We start from the raw sequence: 24,077 nt of genomic DNA, 5'->3' as shown, positions 1-24,077 counted from the left end.
CCCCACGGGAGAGTCGGGCCTCTCGGCAGGGAGTTACGGGTGGTGCGTGGGTGGGCCAAGGGGGCTCAGACCGAGACGCGGGACTCCGCAGCGTCCCGTTGCGACGGCACCTCCACAGCCGTCTCCCCCTCACACTGCATCACCCGCGGCAACCGCAACGCCATCACCGCCCCCAGCAGCAACAACCCCGCACTGACCAGCAACGTGACATGAAGCCCGTACACGAACGAGTCCCGGGCCGCCCGCCGCAGCGCACCCCCCGCCGCCCCGCCCAGCCGCGCAGCGACCCCGTACGCCTCCCCCAGCGAGTGCGACGCCGCCTGCGACGCGGCCGCGGGCACCCCGGGCACACCTGACAGCCCGGGCGCGTACGCCGCGTTCATCACCGTGCCCAGCAGCGCTATCCCGATCCCCGCACCCAGCTGGTACGACGTCTCCCCGATCGCCGCCGCCCCACCGGCCTGCGCCTGTGGAGCCTCGCTCAGCATCGACTCGTACGCCCCGAACAGCGTCGTCTCCAGCCCGAAGCCGAGCAGCACGAAGCCGCACAGCATCAGCGGCCAGTCGTCCTCCCGGCCCAGCGCGGTGAGCAGCACCACCGCCGCCGCCGTCAAGCAGAACCCGAAGCAGACCATGCGCCGCGGCCCGAACCGCCGCAGCATCCGCGCTCCCGCCAGCCCCGCCCCCATCGCCGCGATGGTCAGCGGCAGCAGCCGAAGCCCGGTCTGCAGCGGGGACAGCCCCAGCACCAGCTGCAGGTACTGCGCCGCGATCAGCTCCAGACCCACCAGCGCGAGCATCGCCAGCACGATGCACCCCACGGACGTGCTGAACGCCGGCCGCGCGAACATCCGCAGATCCACCAGCGGATGCGCCCGGCGCCGCTGCCGCCGCACGAACAGCACCAGCAGCACCGCGCCCAGCAGCAGCGGCAGCACGGTCAGCACGCTCCCGGCCGGCTGCCCGCCGCCCAGCCGCTTCACCCCGAGCACCACCCCGAACAGCCCGGCCGCGGCCATCAGCGCGCCGACCACGTCCCAGGGGCCGTTCCGGTCGCCCTTGGACTCGGGCAGCAGCAGCCACCCGACCGGCAGGCTGACCAGCATCAGCGGGATGTTGACCAGGAACACCGCGCCCCACCAGAAGTGCTCCAGCAGGAACCCGCCGAGCAGCGGACCGACCGCCGCGCCCACCGCGGCCACCGCGCTCCAGATCCCGATCGCCAGCGCCCGCTCGCGCCGGTCCGGGAAGACCTGCCGCAGGATCGACAGCGTCGCGGGCATGATCATCGCGCCGCCGACGCCGAGCAGCGCCCGCGCCACGATCAGCACCTGGGCGTCGTCGGCGAGGGCCGCCAGCGCGGAGGCGACGCCGAACAGCGCGTAGCCCAGCAGGAGGATCCGTCTGCGGCCGACCCGGTCGCCCAGCGTGCCGAAGAGGATCAGCAGCGAGGCGCAGACGAGGGGGTAGACGTCGACGATCCAGAGCAGCTCTATCGCGCCGGGCTTCAGGTCCTCTGTCACGGCGGGGACCGCCACGTGCAGCACGGTGGCGTCGACCGCCACGAGCAGCAGGCTGACGCAGAGGACGACGAGCACCACCCAGCGGTCGGCACCGGCCCCGGCCGCCCGACGGCGCAGCGCTGCGGCAGCCGTGGTCGTCCCGGACATGTACGTACCTCCCAGATGTTTCCTCGCGTCCGGCGGGCTCACGGGGTCGGGGATTCCCCGCGACTCGGCCGGAGAGGAGCGGTGGTCTCCGGCCCGCGCAACGAAAGGCGAGTGACACGTCAGGGTACGCGAGTCCGTGCGGGAGCCGAGTGGCGGACCTCTCACCCGTCCGGCGGAACAGGTGTGGCGTACGCCACTGTGTAGGCCACACCCCTGCTGGGAAGCACGCCCCGGCCGGCCGGGCGGTTGCGGCGCCGGTCGATAATCGGCCGATGACCGATCTCGCGACGCGCGCGGCACCGGCCCGCTCCGGGGCGCTGCGCCGGGCCGCCCCGGCGCTCCTCGGGTACGCGGCCGTACGGGCCCTGGGCCTGCTCGTCCTGGCCCTGTGGAGCGCGGCGCGCGGCAAGAGCGCCCACACCCTGCTGACGGCCCGCTGGGACGCGCTGTGGTACACCAGGGTCGCCGAGCTCGGTTACGGCTACGAGGTGCGTCTGCCGAACGGCGACGTGCACTCCAACCTCGCCTTCTTCCCCCTGCTGCCCTGGCTGGAGCGGCTGGTGGCGGCGGTCTCCCCGCTGTCGTACGCCGACGGCGGCCTCGCGGTGAGCCTGCTCGCCTCGCTCGCCGCGGCCTGGGGGATCTTCGCGGTGGCGGATCACGTGTACGGCCGCCGCGCCGGGATCTGCGCGGTGCTGCTGTGGGCGGTCCTGCCGGTCGGGATCGTGCAGTCGATGGCGTACAGCGAGTCGCTGTTCACGGCGCTGGCGGCCTGGTCGCTGTACGCGGTGCTCACCGGCCGCTGGGTGACGGCGGGCGCCCTGGCCCTGCTGGCCGGGCTGACCCGTCCGGTCGGGCTCGCGGTGGTCGCGGCGGTGTGGGCGGCGGGCCTGGCCCCGTTCGCGCGCGGCCGCCGCACGGCTCCCCCGCACGGCACGCGCCCCGGGGCACGCGCCCTCGGCCTGCTGCTCGCCCCGCTCGGCACGGTGGGGTACGTCCTGTGGGTCGGGCAGCGCACCGGCAGGGGACCGCTCGGGTACCTCGACGTCCAGGCCGGGTGGCGCAACGGCTTCGACGGCGGGTACGCCTTCGCCCGCTTCGTCGCCGGCAAGTTCACCTCGTTCCCCTCCGCCCTGGCAGGGCTCGGCCTGGTCGCCGGGGTCGCCCTGGTGATCTGGCTGTACGCCGTCTGCGTACGGCAGCGCCAGCCGCTGCCGCTGCTGGTGTACGCGGGGGTCGTCACCGCCCTGGCCCTGTGCGCCTCGAGCTACTTCGGCTCGAAACCGCGCCTGCTGCTGCCCGCCTTCCCCCTGCTGCTCCCCCTGGCACGGGCCCTGGCCCGGCTGCGTACGCCCCGGTCAGCGCTGGTGATGGCATCGGTGGCGGCCGGGTCGGCGGTGTACGGGGCGTTCTGGCTCAACGGCTCCGGTCCGCCCTGACACAGCGTGAGCGTCCGACGAATTCCACCCCATGGCTCGGTGAACGAATGCAAAAGCGCGCCAAAACCGAGCGTCTGGAATGATCAAAGGAAATGAAGGCCACCCCTGGCGGCGATTGCGGATTCACTGGAAATAAACCTGCCACTGAGAGGAATCCCACATCACATCGTCATCACAAAGCCGCTGATTCGACGGGCTTCTCAGCTCACTCGCTGTAACGTCGATTGGGTGCGTACCGAACGGAAGCTCACCCGTCTGGACCGGGTGTTCGCCAGGCTGGATCGTGAGCCGGAACGGCCGGCTCACATCGACGTGCCGAGGATGAGCCGGCACCGCGTCGTGCTCCTCGCGGCCACCCTGGCCTTCTACGGGGCGATCGTGTGGGCCGTGGTGATCACCTCCTGGCTGGTCAGGCTCGACTGGCAGGTCATGTTCTTCCGGCCCTACCAGCAGTGGTCGGAGATCCACGCCTTCGTCGACTACTACGTCGTGCTCGGCCAGCGCGGCCCGACCGCCGTGATGGTCGCGGCCTGGCTGGGCTGGCGCTCCTGGCGGCAGCACACGCTGCGCCCCCTGCTCGCGCTCGGCGTCTCGCTGCTGCTGCTGAACATCACGGTCGGCGCCGCCAAGTACGGCATGGGCCGGCTGGGACCGCACTACGCGACCGAGATCGGCTCGAACGAGATGTGGCTCGGCGGCGATATATTTCCGAGCGGTCACACCGCCAACGCCGTGGTGACCTGGGGAATCCTCGCCTACCTGGCCTCCACGCCCCGGGCCCGGCGGTGGCTGTCCGCGGTCTCCGCGGTGACCTCGCTCGGGGTCGGGATGGCCACCGTCTACCTCGGTACGCACTGGCTGAGCGACGTGCTGCTGGGCTGGACCGCGGGTCTGCTGATCCTGCTGGCCCTGCCGTGGTTCGAGCCGCTGATCGCCCGCTCGGAGGCGTGGATCCTCGAGCAGCGGGACCGCTGGCGCGCCCGTCGCGGCCAGGTCCGTACGGCTCCGGCGGCCCCGCCGCTCGGCGCGCCGGTGCTGCTCACCCCGTCCCCCGCGGACCAGGAGGAGGCCGCGGCCCGTGCACCGGTCTCCGCGGGCCGCTCGGCCCGGGCACCCGTGTACCTGGCTCCGGGCCCGCACACGGCCCGCTCGGACCGCTCCCCGGTCACCCCGGCCGGCAGCCGCCGCCCGCCGCACCCGGAGCGCCACCAGCGCGGCCCCGCCTCGCCGGCCCGCCCGCTGACCGGCGGCTGACACGAGTCGGCGCAGAGCCCGGCAGGTACGCACACCCCGCCAGGACGACGGCCCCGGCTTCCCGAGGGAAGCCGGGGCCGTCGGCGTCGGGCCGGCCGGGTCAGCCCTTCCAGGCCCGGGCCACCCGGCCGCCCTTGACCTCGAAGTTCAGCCGGCCCACGCGGTACTCCATGGTGATGATCGCCCCTGGTGGCAGCGCACGCACCGTCGACCAGCCCCGCTCCCGTGCGAGGTGCTCGGCCCGGTCGGCCTCCAGGCCCACGTACGTGTCCGGGCTGTCGTTCGGTTCGGCTGAGGGTGTCGGAATGGGTGCCATGCGGCCACGCTATGCCCTGCCCGGGAAGCGGGGAAGGCCGACCGGGAACACGGGGTGGACGTCCCTCCCGCGTCACACTTCTGTCACAAGATCACGACACGGGTTTCGGATGCGCCGCGTCACCCGGAAGAGGGGTTCCGTACCCCCGTTCGCGGGCTTCGGAGCGGAATTCCGGCCCGCCCCGAGCGCCGCACGGAATTCCGGTCGAAAAGCAGTACAGGTACCCCCGGAACGCCGTTCCATTCCGGGAACGGGGCGCGGTCGGGGAATCCGTCCGCGCACGGCAAATGCGACGCCCGGCGCGTGAACGGCGCATAAGCCCCCTGCCGGGGCGCGCGGCCGCGCGAGCACCATGGCGTGGGCTCGCGGGTACGTGGGGCGCGGGTCGGCCTTCGCTCAGGGCCGGTAGGCCAGCTGCGGAACGGTGAAGCAGGTGCGGTTCATGTCCCCCTGGGTCACCCATCCCTCGCCGTCCCGCCAGCGGGCCACCGACAGGCAGGTCCTGCTGGTCCTCGGCGGTTCGGGCAGCCGCCGGAAGTCCACGGGCAGGAGCAGGCCGCCGGCGGTGTATCCCGCGCTGCGGTCCACGAAGGCGTCGACGCACGCGCGCGTGACGCCGGTCCTCGCGCAGGAGCGGGCCGCGTCCGTGAACCACCGGGCCGCCGCCCAGCCCTCCAGCTGCCACTGCGAGTGCGTCTTCAGGCCCTTCGTCGCCGCGCGGAACTCCCGTACGGCCGGGTGGCCGGTGTCCTGGTAGTTGCGGCTGGAACCGGTCGCCCACAGGGCGTTGCGGCAGCGCGGGGCGTCCTTGTAGTCCCCGGGGACGGTGGAGGCCCAGTTCTGCACGTTGGTGACCTTGGCGGTGACCTGGGCGCCGACCTCGTCCATCGCCCGGCACAGCTGGGCGTTGCCGTGGGTGTCGAGGGCGTCGAAGACGAGGTCGGCGCCCTGCTCCTTCAGGTCGGCGGCCACGGCCCGGAAGTTGGGCAGCGCGAAGTCGACCTGCTCGGTGACGACCTGGTACCCCTCGGCCTTCAGGCCGCGCTCCACGAGCCGGGCGTAGGCGGCGGAGGCGGACTGGTTGTAGGAGACGACGGCGGCCGTGCGGGCGCCGTGCTCGCGTGTGAAGTAGCGGTAGACCTCGGTGCCGCCGTACAGCTCGCCGTCCCAGCCGGGGGTGCCGTTCCGGGGCGCGTGGCTGCCGTAGATGCTGTACAGGTGCGGCCAGGTGTCGTAGGCGGCGCCGATGGGCTGGCCGCCGATGTCGGGCACGCCCGCGCGGGAGACGCGGGGGGCGCCCGCGTAGTCCAGGGCCGTGGTGGCGACCAGGGCGACGACCTTCTCCTCGTCGACCAGCCGGTGCACACACTCGTTGTTGCCGACGCCGCTGCCGCCGTCGTCGCACAGCCGGACCTCGACGCGGCGGCCGTCGATGCCGCCGCGCGCGTCGAGGCGGTCGAACCAGGCCCGGGCGCCGTCGCGCGGGCCGGTGAAGGTGCTGCCGCCGACCGGGCTGGTGGCGCTGGTGATGATGCCGACCCGGATCGGTTCCCGCGTGGCCCGGGCGGGTGCGCGGCTGTGGTCCCCGGGTGTGAAGTCGCTCTCCGGCAGGCGGCTGCCGCAGGCCGCGCTCAGGGCGAGCAGCACCACCGCGGCGAGGGCCTCAGCAGCCCGGGACGGCTGTCGCCGACCCATTGCCGCTCATCTGCACCAGGGCGCACAGCGTCTTGGCGGACACCTTCCAGGTGCCGCCCTGCTCGATGGCCGTCCCTGAGGCGTTCGGCAGGACGGTGGCGCCCTTCAGGGTGAGGTCGTACGTCACGGTCGCCAGGGTCGGCGAGGTGAACTCGACCCGGGTGACCTTGGCCTGCACCTGGCCGCCGCGCGCGTCACCGCTGAAGGCCCCGAGCACCGGGGCCATCCGCTCGCCGTTCTCCAGGACCTTCTGCTTCTGCGCGACGGGAGTCTTCGGGTCGAAGAACTTCTGCCAGTTCTGCCGGATCTCCTGTTCGGCCTGCGCCGCGTTGGGGGGCGTGGCCGCCGGCGTGCTCGTCGTCGGCCGCACCGTCGGGGAGGGCGGCCGGGTCTCGCTGCCCCCGCCGTCGCCGTCGCCGCAGGCCGTGAGGACCGGGGCGAGGAACAGGGCCAGGGCGGCGGCGGTCGCCGTACCCCGTCGGGCGGCCCGTGGGCCGCGGTCCCGCCGCGCGTTCCCCCGCCTGAGGTCGCTGCCGAGAACCATCTGGCTCACCACCGGGTGTCGGTCCGGGCCATGTGCGCCCGGTGCTTTCAGGGTCAGCTCACACAGGGCATAGTGCAAGCCAACGGGCGGCTCGGAAAGCGGCGTCCGGAGGCCGTCAGTGGCAGGCAGGCACGTGCACAGACACCTACGTGTGGGAGCCAGCGATGCGGACAGCCCGACTGCGCGGTGCGCACCCCGTCCTCTGGGCCGGCTGGGTCGCGCTGGCCGCCGGCGCCGTGCTGTGCGTCCTCGGCTGGTACGGCGTCTCCGGTGAGCGGTACGCCGCACGGCAGCTGCCCTACCTGGCCTCCTGCACGGTTCCCGGCGCCGCCCTGATCGTCGCCGGGGCGGTGCTGCTCGCCCACGGCCGGGACGCCGTGGCCGCCGAGCGCGTGCAGCGGCTGTACGACCTGCTGGTCGCGGCCGAACCGGACGGCACCGGCCGGACCGGGCAGCCGGCCGGCGCGCCCGTCGCGGTCAGCGGAGAGATGCTGATGGTGCCGGGCGGCACGCTGTGGCACCGCGCGGACTGCCCGCTGGTCGCCGGGAAGGCGGAGGCGGTGCCGGTGGACTCCACGCTGGTGGCGAGCGGCGAGCTCGGCCCCTGCCCGATCTGTGAGCCCGCCGAAGAAACCGACTGATGTCGTCCCTGACGTACGACCTGACCCTGGCCGGCCTGTCGGTCGGCAGCGCCGCCGCGCTCACCGGGATCGGCCTGATCGTGACCTACCGCGCGACGGGGGTGCTGAACTTCGCGCACGGCGCGATCGCCATGGTGTGCGCGTACGCGCTGCGGCAGTGCGTGGTCGAGTGGCGCTGGCCGCTGTGGGCGGCGGCCACGGTGACGCTGCTGGTGCTGGCGCCCGGCCTGGGCGTGCTGCTGGAACGGTTCGTCTTCCGCCCGCTGTCCGTCCTCGGCGGCGATCCGGCGCAGACGCTGGTGGCGTCCCTCGGGGTGTTCGTGCTGCTGGTGGGCGGGGCGGCGCTGCTGTGGGGGCCGGGGGCACGGGACGACGCGCCGCGGCTGGTGCCGGACGAGCCGTGGGGACAGCTCGCGGTGGTGCTGGTGCTGGCCGCGGGGGTCTCGGCGACGATCCGCTGGACGCGGTTCGGGCGCCGGCTGCGGGCGGTGGTCGACGACCGGCAGCTGGCCGTGCTCTGCGGCATCGACGCGGACCGGGTCGCGGCGGCAGGCTGGGCGTTCGGCTCGTGCACGGCGGGCCTGACGGGCGTCCTGCTGGCACCGTACGTACGGCTGGACCCGTACGGCCTTCCGCTGCTCGTGATGGAGGTGGTGGCGGTCGCGGTGGCCGCCCGGATGCGCAGCCTGCCCGTGGCGGTGGCCGTGGCGCTGGGCATCGGGGTCGCGCAGAGCCAGCTCACCCGCCTGCACCCGTCCGGGTGGGCCGAGCCGCTGCTCCAGGCGGTCGGCGCGAACCTGTTCGTCGTGGCGCTGCTGGTCGCGGCCCTGGTGCTGCCCGGCGTCGGCGCCCGCGACGCGCTGCCGCGCACGGCCGGCGCGCGCGTGCCGCTCCCGCCGGGCACCTGGATCGTGGCCGTGGTGCTGTTCCTGCTGCCGCTGGGGTTCGCCGGTCGTGACCTGCACACCTCGGTGCAGGTGCCCGCGCTGGGCGTGATCCTTTTGTCGCTGGTGGTCGTCATGGGCCGGGGCGGGCAGATCTCCCTCGGGCAGGCCGCGTACGCGGGTCTGGGCGCCCTGTTCACGGCCCTGCTCGCGGCGGGCCGCTTCCCCGGCCTGCCCCGCCTGCCGGAACTGGCCGCCCTGGCGGTGGCGGTGCTGCTGGTCGCTCCGCTGGGCGTGCTGACCGGCTGGCCGGCGATCGGCCGCCAGGGCCTGGCGCTGGCGCTGGCGACCTTCGCGGTCGGCGTCGGGGTGAGCCGTTTCGTCTTCGCCCAGCCGTACGCCACGGCCGGGCTGTCGCTCGGCCGCCCGGCGGGCTTCGACGGGGACCGCGCCTACTACGTCCTGGAGCTGGTGCTGCTGGCGGGCGCCCTGCCGGCGGCGCGGGCCCTGCGCCGGGGCCGCACCGGCCGGGCCCTGGCCGCCCTGCGGGACCACGAGGCGGGGGCGCAGGCGGCGGGCGTGCCGGTGCCCTCCCTGAAGCTGCTCGCCTTCGTCTCGGGCGCCGCGCTGGCCGCCCTGGGCGGCGGCATGCTCGGCATGGGCCTGCGCGCCTTCGATCCCGCCGCGTACGACCCCGTGCGCGGCCTGCTGTGGTTCGCGGCCGTCGTGGTCCTGGGCGCCGACAGCACCTTGGGCGCGCTGGCCGCGGCGGCTCTCCTGGTCGGCCTGGACGCGGGGGCGCGCGGCGGTGTGGCGGCGGCGGTGATCGGCGTCCTGGCCCTGCTGGTGGGACGCCTGCCCGAAGGTCCCTACGAGGCGCTGCGCACGGCGGCCCGCCGGCTCCGGCCCCGGCGCGGGGAGCAGCTCACACCGCTGGGGGCCCGGGTGCGCGACCGGCTCCGGCACGAGCGGTCCGGGCCGGCGCACCGGTCCGCGGTCACGGGGGTGACGGCGGTGGGCCGCGGGCAGCGGCGGCACGCCGAGGCCCGGGGGCCCCGGCCCGGTCCTGCCCGGCCCGGCCGCACTCCCCCGCCTTCCCCGGCCACCGCGGTCGGCAGCGCCCGCCGCTCCCCGCCCTCGCCCGTCCTGACCGCCCGCGGTCTGCGGGTCCGCTACGGCGGGTTCACCGCTCTCGACGGTGTGGATCTCCTCCTGCCGCCCGGGCGGGTCGTCGCGGTCGTCGGGCCCAACGGCGCGGGCAAGAGCACGCTGTTCCACTGTCTGGCCGGAACGCTGCGGCCCGAGCGCGGACAGGTGCTCCTCGGCGGCCGGGACATCACACGGCTGCCCGCGCACGCCCGTACGCGGCTGGGCATCGCCCGGACCTTCCAGCAGCTGGCCGTGTTCCCGACGCTGACGGTCGCCGACAACGTGCGGGTGGGCGCCGAGCAGGGCCGGGTGGGCGACCCGGCCGCCGTGGAGCGGACGCTGCGGCTGCTCGGGCTCGACGGGCCGGTACGGGCCCGGCCCGCCGCCGGGCTGCCCACCGGCACCCTGCGCCGCGTCGAGCTGGCCCGGGCCCTGGCGGGCGGCCCGCGCGTGCTGCTGCTCGACGAGCCCGCCGCCGGGCTCGACACCGCCGAAGTGGCCGCGCTGGCCCGGGTGCTGAAGGCCCTGGCCGCCGACGGCACGGCCCTGCTGGTCGTCGAGCACGACCTCGACCTGGTCGCCGGCCTCGCCGATGTCGCGCACGTGATGACGGCCGGACGGATCGTCGCCTCCGGCCCGCCCGGCAGCGTCCTGGACGCCCTCGGTACGGCGGCCGGGCCATGACGGTCATCGCCCTGCGCCACGCGCGCGTGCGCTACGGCCCGCTGGAGGCCCTGCACGGCGTCACCCTGGCCGCCCCGGGCCCCGGGCTCACCGTGCTGCTGGGCCGCAACGGCTCCGGCCGCACCACCGCCCTGCGCGCACTGGCCGGGACCGTGCCGCTGTCCGGCGGCGCGGTGCTGTGGGACGGCGCCGACGTGACGCGTGTACCGGCGTACCAGCGGGCCCGGCGCGGGCTGTGCCTGGTGCCGGAGCGGCAGGCCGTGTTCGGCTCCCTGACCGTCCGGGAGAACCTGGACCTCGCCGCTGCCGAGCACGGCCCCGCCCTGGAGGCCTATCCGCAGCTGCGGCCCCTGCTGGAGCGCCGCGCCGGCACCCTCTCCGGCGGCGAGCAGCGGATGCTGGCCCTGTCCCGGGCGCTGCTGGCACGCGCGCGCGTGGTGCTGGCCGACGAGCCCGCGCAGGGCATGTCGCCCGCGGTCGCCGCCCGCACCTATGAGGTGCTGGGCGGGCTCGGCGCGTGCGTGGTCGTCGCCGAACAGCGGCTGCCGCCCGCCCTGCGCGGCCGTACGGCCCTCGTCTACGAACTGCACCGCGGGACGGTCGTGTTCGCGGGTGAGGCGGGCGAACTCGGACGCCGGGACTGACGGACGCGTCGGCGATGTCATGACCGCGGGTATCGACGATTTCCGGACACCCACTTCATTCGCCGATTTCCGGATTTGTCGACCCGTACATCTCGTGATCCCCGACTCACTTCGCTCACCCAACACCGCTGCTCACCCGTCGAGTTGAGCTCGAATGCCGGATGACGCGGCCGGCGTGAGCCCGCGCGCGGGATGGTGCGATTCCGTTCGCCGTGGGGCGTGACTCCCGCCACAGATCGGCCGTTGTCTTCTTCATGAGCCGGGGACCCACCCGGATCAGGGGCCGGGGCCACCCGGCCTTGTCACGCACCGCATCCCGAGGGAGCCACCCGTGCCGCGCATGCTCGACGTCAGCGACGAGGTACGCGCCGAGATCGGCGACGAAGAAGCCGACCGCCTGCTCACCGGAGAGACCGCCCCGGGCAGTTACGACTGCACGTCCTGCCGCACTCCGGGCGACTCCGAGCAGGAGCGCACCAGCACCGTGCTGTTCATCGGGGACGAGACCGCCGTCCTCGCGTTCGCCCACGCCGGCTGTCTGCCCTCGCAGGTCGTCCAGGTCACCGAGGAGCAGCTCCAGGGCGCCGTGCGGTCGATCTCCGGCGACACCGCCGCCCCGGAGCCCGAGAAGGTCGCGCCCGAGCAGGCCGTGCTCGGGGTGACCAGCGGGCTCGTGCTGATCGGCGGCGAGCTGCACCCGGCGCTGGTCGTCGAGCCGACCTCGCCCATCGCGCGGCCGGGCGCGACCGGCGGCGGCGACGACTTCCTGCCGCTGCTGATCGAGCAGGGGTTCATGCCGATCAGCGAGCTGTCCGCCGTACCGCCGGTACTGCACGGCTGGTCGGTGCTGCTCGCCGTGGGCCAGCTGCACGCCGTGCTCCAGCCGGGGACGAATGGCGGCCGGCCGGTGGCCTGGTGGCAGGCGCACCAGCCGCTCCAGGTGACGGACGGCTGGCGCACGGCGGCGAACAAGCACCACCAGGTGCTGATGTTCGCCGCGCCGGTGGGGTCGATCGGGCGTCAGCCGCGTGAGGACCTGCTGCGCGACGCGCTGGACAAGGCGGCGGCGAACGGTCAGCTGGTGGGGGCGGCCCTGCCGCTCGCGGGCACCTGAGAGCGCCCGCCGCCCGGGCTGTCACAGCCCTCGCCCCCATAGGGGGCCGCCGGACCGCATCTCTTCGCGCAGGGGATCGTTTGGACATACGTGCACGCATACGACGTTCCCCGCCGCCAGTCCTTTGTGCCGGTGCCTTCCGCCCGGCCGGCCCAGGACAACCAGGGCGGCCCCTCGGCCACGCCGATCTACGACGCGCTCTACGCCGAGTACGTCAAGTCCTTCCGCGCGCTGCCGGGTGACCGCAGCGGCGAGGAGAAGCTGGGCTTCACCGCCTTCGGGAACATCCCGCACAGTACGGGCTCGTACGGCGGTCACAGCTCGGGGACGTACGGCGGCTCGTACAGCGCCTACAGCGCGGGAGCGCACAGCGCCCGGCACGGCACCGGGCACCAGCCGCAGTGGCAGCGGGTCGGGACCCTCGATCCGCAGGACAGCCGGATGCACCACGTCCCGCCCGCGTTGCCGCCGGCCCGGCGCGGCGGCCACTGACCGGTCGGCACACACAAGGGGTGGCCCCCACGGGGCCACCCCTTGTGCCGTCACTTCTTCTTCGCGCCGCGCTTCTCGCGCACCCGCACCGAGATGTGGATCGGCGTCCCCTCGAAGCCGAACTCCTCCCGCAGCCGGCGCTCGATGAAGCGCCGGTAGCCCGCCTCGATGAAGCCGGAGGCGAACAGCACGAACCGCGGGGGCTTGGTGCCCGCCTGCGTGCCGAACAGGATGCGCGGCTGCTTGCCGCCCCGGATCGGGTGCGGGTGGGCGGCGACCAGTTCGCCGAGGAAGGCGTTCAGCCGGCCCGTCGGGACACGGGTCTCCCAGCCCGCCAGGGCCGTCTCGATCGCCGGGACCAGCTTCTCCACGTGCCGGCCGGTGCGCGCCGAGACGTTCACGCGGGGCGCCCACGCCACCTGGCCGAGCTCGGTCTCGATCTCCCGCTCCAGGTAGAAGCGGCGCTCCTCGTCGAGGGTGTCCCACTTGTTGAGGGCGAGGACGAGCGCGCGTCCGGCCTCGACGGCCATGGTGATGATGCGCTGGTCCTGGACGGAGATCGACTCGGCGGCGTCGATCAGCACGACCGCCACCTCGGCCTTCTCCACCGCGGCGGCGGTACGCAGCGAGGCGTAGTAGTCGGCGCCCTGCTGGAGGTGGACGCGCTTGCGGATACCGGCCGTGTCGACGAACTTCCAGGTCTTGCCGCCCAGTTCGATCAGCTCGTCGACCGGGTCGCGGGTGGTGCCCGCGAGTTCGTTGACGACGACGCGCTCCTCGCCGGCCACCTTGTTCAGCAGCGAGGACTTGCCGACGTTCGGGCGGCCGATGAGGGCGACGCGGCGCGGACCGCCGACGCCGGTGCCGCCGAAGGTCTCGCGGGGCGCCTCGGGCAGGACCTCGAGGACCTGGTCGAGCATGTCGCCGGTGCCGCGGCCGTGGAGCGCGGAGACCGGGTAGGGCTCGCCGAGTCCGAGGGACCACAGGTAGGCCGCGTCGGCCTCACCGCTGGGGCCGTCCACCTTGTTGGCGCACAGCACGACCGGCTTGCCCGCCTTGCGCAGCAGCCGTACGACCGCCTCGTCGGTGTCGGTGGCGCCGACCTTGGCGTCGACGACGAAGACGACCGCGTCGGCGGCCTCGATGGCGTACTCGGCCTGCGCGGCGACGGAGGCGTCGATGCCGAGGACGTCCTGCTCCCAGCCGCCGGTGTCGACGACCTTGAAGCGGCGGCCCGCCCACTCGGCCTCGTAGGTGACACGGTCGCGGGTGACGCCCGGCTTGTCCTCGACGACCGCCTCACGGCGGCCGATGATGCGGTTCACCAGGGTCGACTTGCCGACATTGGGGCGGCCGACGACGGCGACCACCGGCAGCGGGCCGTGTCCGGCCGCCTCGATGGCGCCCTCGACGTCCTCGAGGTCGAAGCCCTCTTCCGCGGCGAGCTCCATGAACTCCGCGTACTCGGCATCGCCAAGCTCTCCGTGGTCATGGGCCCCGCCCGAGCCATCGGAGTGGATGTGGTCGTTCATGAAGTCCGTACCTCGTTCATCGTGGTGATCGGTGGAGCTCCCGTGCCGGGTGATCCACTACTCAAGTGTCGCCCGGCGCCCGGTCAGGCGCCTGGCGTTTTCCAGGTGCGCGGTGAGCTGCTTCTGGATGCGCTCGGTCGCCTCGTCCAGCGCCTTGCGGGTGCGCCGTCCGCTGCCGTCGCCCGCCTCGAAGGGCTCCCCGAAGACGACGTCGATGCGCGAGCGCAGCGGGGGCAGCCCCTTGACCAACCGTCCGCGCCGGTCGGAACTTCCCAGCACGGCGACCGGGACGATCGGCGCGCCGCTGCGGACGGCGAAGTAGGCGAGCCCGGCGCGCAGCGAGGCGAAGTCACCCTCGCCGCGGGTGCCCTCGGGGAAGATCCCGAGCACACCGCCGTTCTCCAGTATCCCGAGCGCCCGGGTGATCGCCGTGCGGTCGGTGGTCTCGCGGTCCACCTTCAGCTGGCCGATGCCGGTCAGGAACGGGTCGAGCGGCCCGATAAACGCCTCTTTCTTGATCAGGAAGTGCGTCGGCCGGGGCGCCACGCCCATGACCATCGGGCCGTCGATGTTGTGCGAGTGGTTGACGGCGAGGATCAGCGGGCCGGTCGCGGGCACCTTCCAGGCGCCGAGCACCCGCGGCTTCCACAGCCCGTACATCAGGCCGACGCCGATGCGCCGCCCGATCTCGGCGCCCTTCTCGGAGGGAAGGCTCTGGGAGGGGAGGCTCACTTCCCGGCTCGCTTCTCCTCGACGAGGGTGACGACGCACTCGATGACCTGCGCGAGGGTGAGGTCGGTGGTGTCCACCTCGACGGCGTCGTCCGCCTTGGCGAGCGGCGAGGTCTTGCGGCTGGAGTCGGCCGCGTCCCGCTTCAGCAGCGCCTCGCGGGTGGTGTGCACGTCGGCGCCCTTCAGTTCGCCGCTGCGGCGGGCGGCGCGCGCCTCCGGGGAGGCGGTGAGGAAGATCTTCAGGTCGGCGTCGGGCAGCACGGTGGTGCCGATGTCGCGGCCCTCGACGACGATGCCGTGCTCGGCGGAGGCCGCGATGGAGCGCTGCAGCTCGGTGATCCGGGCGCGCACCTCGGGCACCGCGCTGACCGCGCTGACCTTGGAGGAGACCTCCTGGGTACGGATCGGGCCGGAGACGTCCACGCCGTCGACCGTGATGGCCGGGTTCTCCGGGTCGGTGCCGGAGACGATGTCGGGCTTGCCGGCCGCGGCGGCGATCGCGGCGGGGTCGTCGATGTCGATGCCGTTGTTCACCATCCACCAGGTGATCGCCCGGTACTGGGCGCCGGTGTCCAGGTAGCTCAGGCCGAGCTGGGCCGCCACGGCCTTCGACGTGCTCGACTTGCCCGTGCCGGCGGGGCCGTCGATGGCGACAATCACTGGCGTGGCGCTTTCCACAGTGGGGTACCTTCCTGGACCTGACGGGCGGGGAGTGGGGGCGCGACTGCCCTGCACAAGGTTACTGGGTGCACGTCCCCCGATCGGCCCAGCCCGGGGCGGCACCCTACTGCCGGATGGTCCACCCCCGCTCCCGCAGCGCCCCGGTCAGCACCGGCACCGCCTTGGGCTCGACCATGAGCTGGACCAGACCCGCCTGCTGCCCCGTGGCGTGCTCGATGCGGACGTCCTCGATGTTGACCCCGGCCGCCCCCGCGTCGGCGAAGATGCGGGCCAGCTGACCCGGCTGGTCGTCGATGAGGACCGCCACGACCTCGTAGGCCCGCGGGGCGGAGCCGTGCTTGCCGGGGACCCGCACCTGGCCCGCGTTGCCGCGCCGCAGCACGTCCTCGATGCCGGCGGCACCCTCGCGCCGCTTGTCCTCGTCGGACGACTGTAGGGCGCGCAGCGCCCGTACCGTCTCCTCCAGGTCGGCGGCGACATCGGTGAGCAGGTCGGCGACCGGCCCGGGGTTGGCGGACAGGATGTCGATCCACATGCCCGGGTCGGAGGCGGCGATCCGGGTCACGTCCCGGATGCCCTGCCCGCACAGCCGTACGGCCGCCTCCTCGGCGTGCTCCAGGCGCGCGGCGACCATGCTGGAGACCAGGTGGGGCATGTGGGAGACGAGGGCGACGGCACGGTCGTGGGCGTCGGCGTCCATGACGACCGGCACGGCACGGCAGTGGGAGACCAGCTCCAGGGCGAGGTTGAGCACCTCGGTGTCGGTGTCCCGGGTGGGGGTGAGCACCCAGGGCCGCCCCTCGAAGAGGTCGCCGGTGGCGGCCAGCGGCCCGGACTTCTCCCGGCCGGACATGGGGTGCGTGCCGATGTACGACGACAGGTCCAGGCCCCGGGCCTGAAGCTCCCGGCGCGGCCCGCCCTTGACGCTGGCCACGTCGGCGTAGCCGCGCGCCACGCCCCGGCGCATGGCGTCGGCCAGCACGTCGGCCACGTACGCGGGCGGGGCGGCGACGAGCGCGAGGTCCACGGGAGCGTCGGGCGCCTCGTCGGTGCCGGCGCCGAGCGCGGCCGCCGTACGGGCCTGCTCCGGGTCGTGGTCGGCGAGGTGGACGACGACACCGCGCTGGGTGAGCGCGAGGGCGGCGGACGTGCCGATGAGGCCGGTGCCGATGACGAGTGCGGTTCTCACTGGGCGATGTCCTTGCGCAGGGCGGCCGCGGCGCCGAGGTAGACGTGCGCGAGGTCGGAGCGGGGCCGGTCGGACTCGATGTGCGCGAGGACCCGCACGACCCGGGGCATGGCGCCCTCCACGTCGAGTTCCTGGGCGCAGATCAGCGGGACGTCGACGATGCCGATCTTGCGGGCGGCGGCGGCCGGGAAGTCGCTGTGCAGGTCGGGCGTGGCGGTGAACCAGATGCTGATCAGGTCGTCGTGGGTCAGGCCGTTGCGCTCCAGGAGGGCGGTGAGCAGGGCTCCGACCTGCTCGTCCATGTGGCCGGCCTCGTCACGCTCCAGTTGGACGGCCCCCCGGACCGCTCGTACCGCCACGGCGCTGCTCCTTGCTGATGTGCGGGTGTCTCGCTGGTGCGTCCAGCCTAGTCAGCGCGGCCTGCCCCGTCGCAGGTGCCCGCCCGCTGAGACGGGGCGGACCACGGGCTGCCGGACGGCCCGTTTCGGGGGGATACGTGTAAAGATGCACGACATGACCCACAGCGCGACGCGACGTACGGTTCTCCTCGCGGCAGGCGCGGCAGGCGCGGCGGCCCTGACCGCGGGCTGCGGCGGGGACGGCAACGGCAACGGGAACGGCACAGGGAACGGGGACTCGTCGGGCACCCCGGGAACCACCGGGGGCCGGGAGCTGGCCGGCACCGGCGACATCCCGGTCGGCGGCGGCAGGATCTTCCCCGACGAGAAGGTCGTGGTGACCCAGCCGGAGCAGGGCGAGTTCAAGGCCTTCTCGGCGATCTGCACCCACCAGGCCTGCCTGCTGGCGACCGTCGGCGACGGCACGATCAACTGCACCTGCCACGGCAGCCGGTTCCGCATCGCCGACGGGGCGGTGGCCCGGGGACCGGCGACCAGACCGCTGCCCGAGGAGAAGATCACGGTGCGGGGAAATTCGATCCGCCTGGCGTGAGGTCCCGCGTACGCTCCCGGCCATGCGCCCCGCGAGCCCCGAGCCCACGCCCGTGCCCACCCCCGAGACGCTGGTACGCGACCACACCGTCTACGCCTGTGTGATGGGCTCGCGCGCCTTCGGCCTGGCGACGGACGCCAGCGACACCGACCGGCGGGGCGTGTTCCTCGCCCCCACGCGTCTGTTCTGGGGCTTCACCAAGCCGCCCACGCACGTCGACGGCCCGGCCGAGGAGCAGTTCAGCTGGGAGCTGGAACGCTTCTGCGAGCTGGCCCTGCGCGCCAACCCGAACATCCTGGAGTGCCTGCACTCCCCGCTCGTGGAGTACGCCGACGACACCGGCCGTGAACTGCTCGCCCTGCGCGAGGCGTTCCTCTCCCGCCAGGTCCAAGAGACGTTCACCCGGTACGCCCACGGCCAGCGCCGCAAGCTGGAGGCGGACCTGCGCAACCACGGCGCCCCGCGCTGGAAGCACGCCATGCACCTGCTGCGGCTGCTGATGACCGCCCGCGACCTGCTGCGCACCGGCACGCTCACCCTCGACGTCGGCGACCGGCGCGAGCCGCTGCTCGCGGTGCGGCGCGGCGAGGTCCCCTGGCCCCGGGTCGACTCCTGGATGACCCGCCTGGCGCGGGAGGCCGAGGAGGCCGCCTCACGCAGCCCGCTCCCGGACCGGCCGGACCGGCGGCGCGTGGAGGACTTCCTGATCCGCGTCCGGCGCGCCTCAGCGCTCCAGACGGACGCGGACGACGAGGTCGTGCAGGGCGTCGTACGCGGTGGGCGTCTCCGGCAGCCGTGAGGCCTGCTGGGCCTCGTCCAGCACGCCGTGCAGCCGCGCCACGTCGGCCCGTACGCGCGCGTGGTCGACGTCCGCCGCCCCGTGCTCCCGCTCCGTCTTCGCGGCGATCAGCTCGGGCAGGTAGCCGGGCGCGTCGTCGACCTCCCCGAGCAGGGTGGGCAGATGGGCCTGCACCTCGCCGCCGCGCATCAGGTGGATGCCGGTGAGCAGCACCCGGAAGGTGTACAGCAGCGGCTTGAGTTCGCCGGTCTTCTCGAACAGCCGCCACTGGGTGGTCGCGAAGCCCCGGTAGTGGTGGGCGTGGTGGCGGGTGAGCACGCCCGGCGCGAGCGCGGCGAGTTCCCGGTGGATGTCGGTGGTGTGCACGACCAGCGGGGACAGCAGCTGCTCCAGCACATAGCCGTTGCGGCGCAGCATCAGCCGGACGAACTTGCGCAGGTCGTGCGTGACCAGGTCCATCTCGACGCCGTCCCGCAGCCACATCCGCGACCGTGTCTCCTCCGGCTCGCGCAGGCCGACCACGTCGGCGGCGGGCAGCAGGTGCACGCCCCGCAGGTCCACGTCGGAGTCGCGGGACGGGAAGCCGTAGAGGTGGGCTCCGGAGACGGTGGCGAACAGCACCGGGTCGGGCTGTTCGGCCACCACGGGCGTCAGGTCGATGTCCAGGGTGCCGATCACCGCTCAAGCGTCCCAGAGCGCCCCGAGGGCCACGAGGTCGCCCCGGTGCTCGACGCGGTCCGCCCACTGCGCCGGCCAGGCGTCCGCGCCGAGGTACGCGCCCGCGAAGGCGCCGGCCAGGCAGGCGATCGAGTCGGAGTCGCCCACGGTGCAGGCGGCCCGGCGCAGCGCGGTGAGCGGTTCGTCGACGAACAGCAGGAAGCACAGCAGCCCGGTCGCCAGGGCCTCCTCCGCGATCCAGCCCTCGCCGGTGGCCAGGCACGGGTCGCTCTCGGGGGAGACGGTCCGCACGGCCTGCCGGAGCCGGTCGAGCATCGCCAGGCACTCGTCCCAGCCCCGGGCGATGAACCGCTCCGGCGTCGGGTCCCCGGCGCGGGTCCACAGGTCGCCCAGCCAGCGGTGGTGGTAGCGGCTGCGGTTCTCCAGGGCGTACGACCGCAGCAGCCCGACCAGCCCGGTCGGCTCGGCCCCCTGCGCGAGGAGCCGTACGGCGTGCGCGGTCAGGTCGGAGGCGGCGAGGGCGGTGGGGTGGCCGTGGGTGAGGGCGGACTGCAACTGGGCGGCGCCCGCGCGCTGTTCGTCGCTCAGACCGGGGATCAGGCCCAGGGGCGCGACGCGCATGTTGGCGCCGCAGCCCTTGGAGTGGATCTGGCTGGCGTCCTGCCAGGGGCGGTCGGCCTGTTCCAGCAGGACGCAGGCCCGGATGCAGGTGTTGCCCGGGGCCCGGTTGTTCTCCGGGGAGCGGTTCCAGGCGATGAACTCCTGCCGTACGGCCTGTGCCATCCCCTCGGGCTCCAGCACGCCCCGGTCCATCGCCGTCCGCAGGCCCCGCCCCAGCGCCAGTGTCATCTGGGTGTCGTCGGTGACGAGCGCCGGCTCCGGCAGCCGCATCTGCCGCCACGGCCCGTACGTGGCGAGGATCGCCGGCACGTCCTTGAACTCGGTCGGATACCCGAGCGCGTCCCCGAGGGCGAGTCCGGTGAGCGCGCCTGTGGCGGCCTGCTTCCTGACGGTGGTGGTCATGCGGGGCGTCCTTCCCGGGTGGGTCTGAGCACAGGGGGGTGCAGGGCGGTGGCGGTGCCCGCGCGGTACAGCGCGGCGGGTTTGCCCCGGCCGCCGGTCAGGCGCGCGGCGCCGGGAACGGGCTCGACGAAGCCGGGGGTGGCGAGCACCTTGCGCCGGAAGTTGGGCCGGTCCAGGGTGGCGCCCCACACCGCCTCGTAGACCTGTTGCAGCTCGCCGAGGGTGAACTCGGGCGGGCAGAAGGCGGTGGCGAGGCAGGTGTGCTCCAGCTGGGCGCCGATGCGTTCGTGGGCGTCGGCCAGGATCCGGTCGTGGTCGAAGGCGAGGGGACCCGCCGTGTCGTACGGCACCCAGCGGGCCTGCGCCGCGTCGCTGCCGCCCTGCGCCTGCGGAGCGTCGGGCAGCAGCGCGGTGAAGGCGACGGAGACGACCCGCATCCGGGGGTCGCGGCCGGGGTCGCTGTAGGTCCGCAGCTGCTCCAGGTGCAGGCCCGAGACGTCGGACAGGCCGGTCTCCTCGGCGAGTTCGCGCCGGGCGGCCGTCTCGGCGGACTCGTCCGGGTGCAGGAACCCGCCGGGCAGCGCCCAGTGGCCCGCGTACGGCTCCTGCCCGCGCTCGACGAGCAGGACGTGCAGGGCGCCCGCGCGCAGCGTGAACACGGCCAGGTCCACGGTGACGGCGAAGGGCTCGTGGGCGTACTTGTCGTAGCCGTCGTTGCCGTCCATGACGCGCACCCCCTTTTATGGTCAGGACGACTATAAAAGGGGGTGCGGGTCACTCACAAGACCGTCGGCGCGCCTACAGGTCGACTTCCTTCATCAGCATGCCGACCTCGGTGTTGGACAGCCGCCGCAGCCAGCCGGACTTCTGGTCGCCGAGAGTGATCGGGCCGAAGGCGGTGCGCACCAGCTTGTCGACGGGGAAACCGGCTGCCGCGAGCATGCGGCGCACGATGTGCTTGCGGCCCTCGTGCAGGGTGACCTCGACGAGGTAGTTCTTGCCGGTCTGCTCGACGACCCGGAAGTGGTCCGCGCGGGCGTACCCGTCGTCCAGCTGGATGCCGTCCTTGAGCTTCTTGCCCAGGTCGCGCGGGATGGGGCCGACGATGTGCGCGAGGTAGGTCTTGCGCACGCCGTACTTGGGGTGCGTCAGCCGGTGCGCCAGCTCGCCGTGGTTGGTGAGCAGGATGACGCCCTCGGTCTCCGTGTCGAGGCGGCCGACGTGGAAGAGCCGGGTCTCGCGGTTGGTGACGTAGTCGCCGAGGCACTGCCGTCCCTCGGGGTCCTCCATCGTGGAGACCACCCCGGCGGGCTTGTTCAGCGCGAAGAACTGGTAGCGCTGGGTGGCGACGGTCAGCCCGTCGACCTTGATCTCGTCCTTCTCCGGGTCGACCCGCTTGCCCTGCTCGGTGACGATCTCGCCGTTGACCTCGACACGGGCCTGCTCGATCAGCTCCTCGCAGGCGCGCCGGGAGCCGTAGCCCGCGCGCGCGAGGACCTTCTGGAGCCGCTCGCCCTCCTGCTCGGCGCCGGGGAAGGTCTTGGGCAGCTTGACGTCCTTCTTGCCCGCGTACCGCTCCCGGTTGCGCTCCTCGATCTGCGCCTCGTACTCGCGGGGCCGCGCCGGGGCCGTACGCCCGCGCGGCTGGGGCTTCTTCGGCCCGCCCTTGGTCCCGCCGCGCGCGGCGCCGCCGCGTCCCGCCTTGGGGCCGTCCTTCGTCGCCCCGGGGCCCACGTCGTAGCGGCGCTCCTCGGGGCGGGGCTTGCGGGGGCGGCCCTGCCCCTGCTTGTCGTCCCTGTTGTTGCCGGCGCCGCGGTAGTTCCCGCGCCCGCCGTGTCCGCCGTTCCTGCCGCTGCTTCGCATCAAAGTTCCGTCTGGTCGTCTACGTCGTCGGTTCCCCGGGTCACCGGGGTGCTGCCCGGCCCGCCGTCATCGGGGGCGTCCGGATCGAACGACGGTACGCCCTCCTGGGTCTCGGCCTCGATCGCCTCCGCCTCCGGGAGGAAGGGCGCGAGCTCCGGGAGCTCGTCCAGACCGCGCAGGCCCATCCGCTCCAGGAAGTAGTTCGTCGTCCTGTACAGGATCGCACCTGTTTCGGGTTCCGTGCCCGCCTCCTCGACGAGCCCCCGCTGCAGGAGGGTGCGCATGACGCCGTCGCAGTTGACCCCGCGCACGGCGGAGACGCGGCTGCGGCTGACCGGCTGACGGTAGGCGACCACGGCCAGCGTCTCCAGCGCGGCCTGGGTGAGGCGGGCCGTCTGCCCGTCCAGGACCAGCTTCTCCACGGCCGGGGCGTACGCGGGCCGGGTGTAGAAACGCCAGCCGCCGGCGACGAACCGCAGCTCGAAGCCGCGCCCCTGGACGGTGTACTCGTCGGCCAGTTCGCGCAACGCGTCCGCGACCTGCCGCCTGGGCCGCTCCAGTATCTTCGCCAGGTGCTCCTCGGTGGCGGGCTCGTCCACGACCATGAGCATCGCCTCGAGGGCGGGCTTGAGGTCGAGGTCCGCGACGCCGCGCAGCCCGGCCGGCAGGCCGGTGGTGTCCTCGCTCACGCCGTCTTCTCCTCCTTCGGCTGCTCGGGCGGCCGGTCGAACTCGTCGGTGACCGTCGGCGTCTCGTCCCCGTCGCCGCCGGTCCAGCGCACCAGCAGCTCGCCGAGCGCGGTCTGCTGCTCCAGTGCCACGGCCTTCTCGCGGTACAGCTCCAGCAGCGCGAGGAACCGGGCGACGACGGTGAGGGTGTCGTCGGTGTCCTCCACCAGCGTCCGGAAGCTGGCCTCGCCGAGTTCCCGCAGCCGTGCGACGACGATCCCGGCCTGCTCCTGCACACTCACCAGCGGCGCGTGGATGTGGTCGACGTACACCTGCGGCTTGGGCTTGGGCTGCATCGCCTTCACGGCGAGCCTGGCGAATCCTTCCGGCCCGATGCTGATGACGACCTCGGGCAGCAGCTCGGCGTGCTCGGGCTCCAGCCCCACGGTCCGCGGATAGCGCCGGGCCTCGTCGTCGAGCCGCCCGCTGAAGATCTCCGCGATCTGCTTGTACGCCCGGTACTGCAGCAGCCGCGCGAACAGCAGGTCCCGGGCCTCCAGGAGGGCCAGGTCGGCCTCGTCCTCCACCTCGGCCGCGGGCAGCAGCCGGGCCGCCTTGAGGTCGAGCAGCGTGGCGGCGACGACGAGGAACTCGGTCGTCTCGTCCAGGTCCCAGTCCGGTCCCATGCCCCGGATGTACGCCATGAACTCGTCGGTGACCTTGGACAGGGCGACCTCGGTGACGTCCAGCTTGTGCTTGGAGATCAGTTGGAGCAGCAGGTCGAAGGGGCCCTCGAAATTGGAGAGCCGCACCTTGAAGCCACCGTCGTCCGCCTCCCCCGCCCCGTCGCCCTCGCCGCCGGCTGCCCGGGCTCCGCTGCCCGCCTCGGGCCGGCCGTGAGAGGCCTCTTGCCCGGCCTGAGCGGGTCGGTCCGCCCCGGCGGGCAGCGCAGCCGGCTCAGACCTTTCCTGCGGGGCCTCCCCCTCAGCAGAGGCAGGCCCCTGCCCTCTGTCACAGCCCCCGGAAGTGGTCCCCGACGCGGCCTGCTCCAACCCCTCGCCCTCAGGCCGCCCGGCCTCACGCACCCCGGCATCCACCCGGTCAGCCCCTGGCTCCTCGGCCGCGCCCCCGGCGGGCGGAGCCACCGCAGTCCGCTCAGCCCGGTCATCGTCGGCCCGGTGCGTGCCGGCCGAAGGCGCGGGCTGAGGCGCGGCGTCCGGCCGCGTTGCCCGGTCATCCTGGGCCGGGTGCACGTCAGCCGAAGTCGAGGACCGCGGCGAGGGCTCCACCCCCGGCTCCCCGGCGGGCGGAGCCACCGCAGTCCGCTCAGCCCTGTCATCGTCGGACCGGTGCACGTCAGCCGGAGCCGGGGACCGGGGCGAGGGCTCCGCGACCGGCTCCCCGGCGGGCACGGTCGGCTCGAACCGCGGTGCGCC

The 24,077-nt window shown here is 73.8% G+C and carries 24 protein-coding genes; 9 read left to right on the top strand and 15 right to left on the bottom strand.

The genetic code is table 11. The features are described from left to right. Positions 1-65: 65 nt before the first annotated feature. Entirely contained in the window at positions 66-1,670 is a 1,605-nt protein-coding gene (locus tag AB0K80_RS24330; protein ID WP_365672982.1) for an MFS transporter, read from the bottom strand. Positions 1,671-1,942: 272 nt separating this feature from the next. On the opposite strand from AB0K80_RS24330, the gene AB0K80_RS24325 reads away from it, so the two are divergent. Then, complete coding sequence (locus tag AB0K80_RS24325) at positions 1,943-3,109, top strand: hypothetical protein (RefSeq protein ID WP_365672980.1); 1,167 nt, start codon at positions 1,943-1,945, stop codon at positions 3,107-3,109. Between the two features lie 228 nt (positions 3,110-3,337). Then, positions 3,338-4,363 (top strand): phosphatase PAP2 family protein, encoded by a 1,026-nt coding sequence (locus tag AB0K80_RS24320; protein ID WP_365672978.1) that lies wholly within the window; start codon positions 3,338-3,340, stop codon positions 4,361-4,363. Positions 4,364-4,463: 100 nt separating this feature from the next. Here AB0K80_RS24320 and AB0K80_RS24315 read toward each other — a convergent pair whose 3' ends face one another. The 3 genes from AB0K80_RS24315 to AB0K80_RS24305 all read right to left on the bottom strand — a co-directional run bounded on the left by AB0K80_RS24315 (position 4,464) and on the right by AB0K80_RS24305 (position 6,918). Continuing rightward, entirely contained in the window at positions 4,464-4,679 is a 216-nt protein-coding gene (locus AB0K80_RS24315; protein WP_365672976.1) for an I78 family peptidase inhibitor, read from the bottom strand. Positions 4,680-5,075: 396 nt separating this feature from the next. Then, a complete protein-coding gene (locus tag AB0K80_RS24310; RefSeq protein WP_365672973.1) occupies positions 5,076-6,374 on the bottom strand; it encodes an ABC transporter substrate-binding protein in 1,299 nt (432 codons plus the stop codon). After that, on the bottom strand, positions 6,343-6,918 hold the full coding sequence (locus AB0K80_RS24305) for a hypothetical protein (protein WP_365672971.1): 576 nt from the start codon (positions 6,916-6,918) through the stop codon (positions 6,343-6,345). Before AB0K80_RS24305 ends, AB0K80_RS24310 begins: the two co-directional genes overlap by 32 nt. Positions 6,919-7,082: 164 nt before the next feature. Here AB0K80_RS24305 and AB0K80_RS24300 point away from each other — a divergent pair, with 164 nt between their 5' ends. From AB0K80_RS24300 to AB0K80_RS24280, 5 genes are all read left to right on the top strand, one after another. Further along, positions 7,083-7,559 carry a hypothetical protein gene (locus AB0K80_RS24300; protein ID WP_365672968.1) on the top strand — a complete coding sequence of 159 codons (477 nt, stop codon included), beginning with the start codon at positions 7,083-7,085 and terminating at the stop codon, positions 7,557-7,559. Next, positions 7,559-10,276: a branched-chain amino acid ABC transporter permease/ATP-binding protein gene (locus AB0K80_RS24295; RefSeq protein WP_365672967.1), complete on the top strand. Its 2,718-nt coding sequence runs from the start codon at positions 7,559-7,561 to the stop codon at positions 10,274-10,276. The genes AB0K80_RS24300 and AB0K80_RS24295 overlap by 1 nt, the downstream gene beginning before the upstream one ends. After that, on the top strand, positions 10,273-10,920 hold the full coding sequence (locus AB0K80_RS24290) for an ATP-binding cassette domain-containing protein (RefSeq protein ID WP_365672966.1): 648 nt from the start codon (positions 10,273-10,275) through the stop codon (positions 10,918-10,920). Before AB0K80_RS24295 ends, AB0K80_RS24290 begins: the two co-directional genes overlap by 4 nt. A 331-nt stretch (positions 10,921-11,251) precedes the next feature. Further along, positions 11,252-12,034, top strand: a complete 783-nt coding sequence (locus tag AB0K80_RS24285) for a hypothetical protein (RefSeq protein WP_365672964.1) — start codon at positions 11,252-11,254, stop codon at positions 12,032-12,034. A gap of 90 nt (positions 12,035-12,124) precedes the next feature. Further along, complete coding sequence (locus tag AB0K80_RS24280) at positions 12,125-12,526, top strand: hypothetical protein (protein ID WP_365672962.1); 402 nt, start codon at positions 12,125-12,127, stop codon at positions 12,524-12,526. Positions 12,527-12,576: 50 nt separating this feature from the next. Here AB0K80_RS24280 and der read toward each other — a convergent pair whose 3' ends face one another. The 5 genes from der to aroH form a co-directional block, all read right to left on the bottom strand. Beyond that, positions 12,577-14,058 carry a ribosome biogenesis GTPase Der gene (gene der / locus AB0K80_RS24275; protein WP_365672961.1) on the bottom strand — a complete coding sequence of 494 codons (1,482 nt, stop codon included), beginning with the start codon at positions 14,056-14,058 and terminating at the stop codon, positions 12,577-12,579. 57 nt (positions 14,059-14,115) lie between these two features. Beyond that, the gene (locus AB0K80_RS24270; RefSeq protein ID WP_365672959.1) at positions 14,116-14,829 is read right to left on the bottom strand and encodes a lysophospholipid acyltransferase family protein; all 714 of its coding nucleotides are present in this window, start codon (positions 14,827-14,829) and stop codon (positions 14,116-14,118) included. After that, the gene (gene cmk, locus AB0K80_RS24265) at positions 14,787-15,467 is read right to left on the bottom strand and encodes a (d)CMP kinase (protein WP_365672957.1); all 681 of its coding nucleotides are present in this window, start codon (positions 15,465-15,467) and stop codon (positions 14,787-14,789) included. Before cmk ends, AB0K80_RS24270 begins: the two co-directional genes overlap by 43 nt. Positions 15,468-15,573: 106 nt before the next feature. After that, positions 15,574-16,659, bottom strand: a complete 1,086-nt coding sequence (locus tag AB0K80_RS24260) for a prephenate dehydrogenase (RefSeq protein ID WP_365672955.1) — start codon at positions 16,657-16,659, stop codon at positions 15,574-15,576. Next, positions 16,656-17,018, bottom strand: coding sequence for a chorismate mutase (aroH, locus tag AB0K80_RS24255; protein ID WP_365672953.1), 363 nt, complete (start codon positions 17,016-17,018; stop codon positions 16,656-16,658). The genes AB0K80_RS24260 and aroH overlap by 4 nt, the downstream gene beginning before the upstream one ends. A gap of 154 nt (positions 17,019-17,172) precedes the next feature. Between aroH and AB0K80_RS24250 the strand changes: the two genes are divergently transcribed. After that, on the top strand, positions 17,173-17,610 hold the full coding sequence (locus AB0K80_RS24250; protein WP_365672951.1) for a Rieske (2Fe-2S) protein: 438 nt from the start codon (positions 17,173-17,175) through the stop codon (positions 17,608-17,610). Positions 17,611-17,632: 22 nt separating this feature from the next. Continuing rightward, the gene (locus AB0K80_RS24245; protein WP_365672949.1) at positions 17,633-18,409 is read left to right on the top strand and encodes a nucleotidyltransferase domain-containing protein; all 777 of its coding nucleotides are present in this window, start codon (positions 17,633-17,635) and stop codon (positions 18,407-18,409) included. Here the strand turns inward: AB0K80_RS24245 and AB0K80_RS24240 are convergent. The 6 genes from AB0K80_RS24240 to AB0K80_RS24215 all read right to left on the bottom strand — a co-directional run bounded on the left by AB0K80_RS24240 (position 18,335) and on the right by AB0K80_RS24215 (position 23,693). Beyond that, complete coding sequence (locus AB0K80_RS24240; protein ID WP_365672947.1) at positions 18,335-19,087, bottom strand: nucleotidyltransferase domain-containing protein; 753 nt, start codon at positions 19,085-19,087, stop codon at positions 18,335-18,337. The two genes, AB0K80_RS24245 and AB0K80_RS24240, sit on opposite strands and share 75 nt — an antisense overlap. 3 nt (positions 19,088-19,090) lie before the next feature. Continuing rightward, entirely contained in the window at positions 19,091-20,110 is a 1,020-nt protein-coding gene (locus AB0K80_RS24235) for an ADP-ribosylglycohydrolase family protein (RefSeq protein WP_365672945.1), read from the bottom strand. After that, positions 20,107-20,835 carry an NUDIX domain-containing protein gene (locus tag AB0K80_RS24230; protein WP_365672943.1) on the bottom strand — a complete coding sequence of 243 codons (729 nt, stop codon included), beginning with the start codon at positions 20,833-20,835 and terminating at the stop codon, positions 20,107-20,109. The genes AB0K80_RS24235 and AB0K80_RS24230 overlap by 4 nt, the downstream gene beginning before the upstream one ends. A 73-nt stretch (positions 20,836-20,908) precedes the next feature. After that, the gene (locus tag AB0K80_RS24225) at positions 20,909-21,973 is read right to left on the bottom strand and encodes a pseudouridine synthase (protein ID WP_365672940.1); all 1,065 of its coding nucleotides are present in this window, start codon (positions 21,971-21,973) and stop codon (positions 20,909-20,911) included. Continuing rightward, a complete protein-coding gene (gene scpB / locus AB0K80_RS24220; RefSeq protein ID WP_365672938.1) occupies positions 21,973-22,662 on the bottom strand; it encodes an SMC-Scp complex subunit ScpB in 690 nt (229 codons plus the stop codon). The genes AB0K80_RS24225 and scpB overlap by 1 nt, the downstream gene beginning before the upstream one ends. Then, the gene (locus tag AB0K80_RS24215; protein WP_365673207.1) at positions 22,659-23,693 is read right to left on the bottom strand and encodes a segregation/condensation protein A; all 1,035 of its coding nucleotides are present in this window, start codon (positions 23,691-23,693) and stop codon (positions 22,659-22,661) included. Before AB0K80_RS24215 ends, scpB begins: the two co-directional genes overlap by 4 nt. Between the last annotated feature and the right edge of the window lie 384 nt (positions 23,694-24,077).

This window comes from Streptomyces sp. NPDC052682 (assembly GCF_040678435.1).
Classification (GTDB): Bacteria; Actinomycetota; Actinomycetes; order Streptomycetales; family Streptomycetaceae; genus Streptomyces.
The sequence above is the reverse complement of the archived record's forward strand: the minus strand, read 5'-3'. Positions and strand labels throughout refer to the sequence as shown.

Excerpts from the sequence above, each read along its gene's own strand:
- AB0K80_RS24330 (WP_365672982.1), bottom strand. The coding sequence starts at position 1,670 with ATGTCCGGGACGACCACGGCTGCCGCAGCGCTGCGCCGTCGGGCGGCC.
- AB0K80_RS24325 (WP_365672980.1), top strand. The coding sequence starts at position 1,943 with ATGACCGATCTCGCGACGCGCGCGGCACCGGCCCGCTCCGGGGCGCTG.
- AB0K80_RS24315 (WP_365672976.1), bottom strand. The coding sequence starts at position 4,679 with ATGGCACCCATTCCGACACCCTCAGCCGAACCGAACGACAGCCCGGAC.
- AB0K80_RS24310 (WP_365672973.1), bottom strand. The coding sequence starts at position 6,374 with ATGGGTCGGCGACAGCCGTCCCGGGCTGCTGAGGCCCTCGCCGCGGTG.
- AB0K80_RS24305 (WP_365672971.1), bottom strand. The coding sequence starts at position 6,918 with ATGGTTCTCGGCAGCGACCTCAGGCGGGGGAACGCGCGGCGGGACCGC.
- AB0K80_RS24300 (WP_365672968.1), top strand. The coding sequence starts at position 7,083 with ATGCGGACAGCCCGACTGCGCGGTGCGCACCCCGTCCTCTGGGCCGGC.
- AB0K80_RS24295 (WP_365672967.1), top strand. The coding sequence starts at position 7,559 with ATGTCGTCCCTGACGTACGACCTGACCCTGGCCGGCCTGTCGGTCGGC.
- AB0K80_RS24290 (WP_365672966.1), top strand. The coding sequence starts at position 10,273 with ATGACGGTCATCGCCCTGCGCCACGCGCGCGTGCGCTACGGCCCGCTG.
- der (WP_365672961.1), bottom strand. The coding sequence starts at position 14,058 with ATGAACGACCACATCCACTCCGATGGCTCGGGCGGGGCCCATGACCAC.
- AB0K80_RS24250 (WP_365672951.1), top strand. The coding sequence starts at position 17,173 with ATGACCCACAGCGCGACGCGACGTACGGTTCTCCTCGCGGCAGGCGCG.
- AB0K80_RS24245 (WP_365672949.1), top strand. The coding sequence starts at position 17,633 with ATGCGCCCCGCGAGCCCCGAGCCCACGCCCGTGCCCACCCCCGAGACG.
- AB0K80_RS24235 (WP_365672945.1), bottom strand. The coding sequence starts at position 20,110 with ATGACCACCACCGTCAGGAAGCAGGCCGCCACAGGCGCGCTCACCGGA.
- AB0K80_RS24230 (WP_365672943.1), bottom strand. The coding sequence starts at position 20,835 with ATGGACGGCAACGACGGCTACGACAAGTACGCCCACGAGCCCTTCGCC.
- AB0K80_RS24225 (WP_365672940.1), bottom strand. The coding sequence starts at position 21,973 with ATGCGAAGCAGCGGCAGGAACGGCGGACACGGCGGGCGCGGGAACTAC.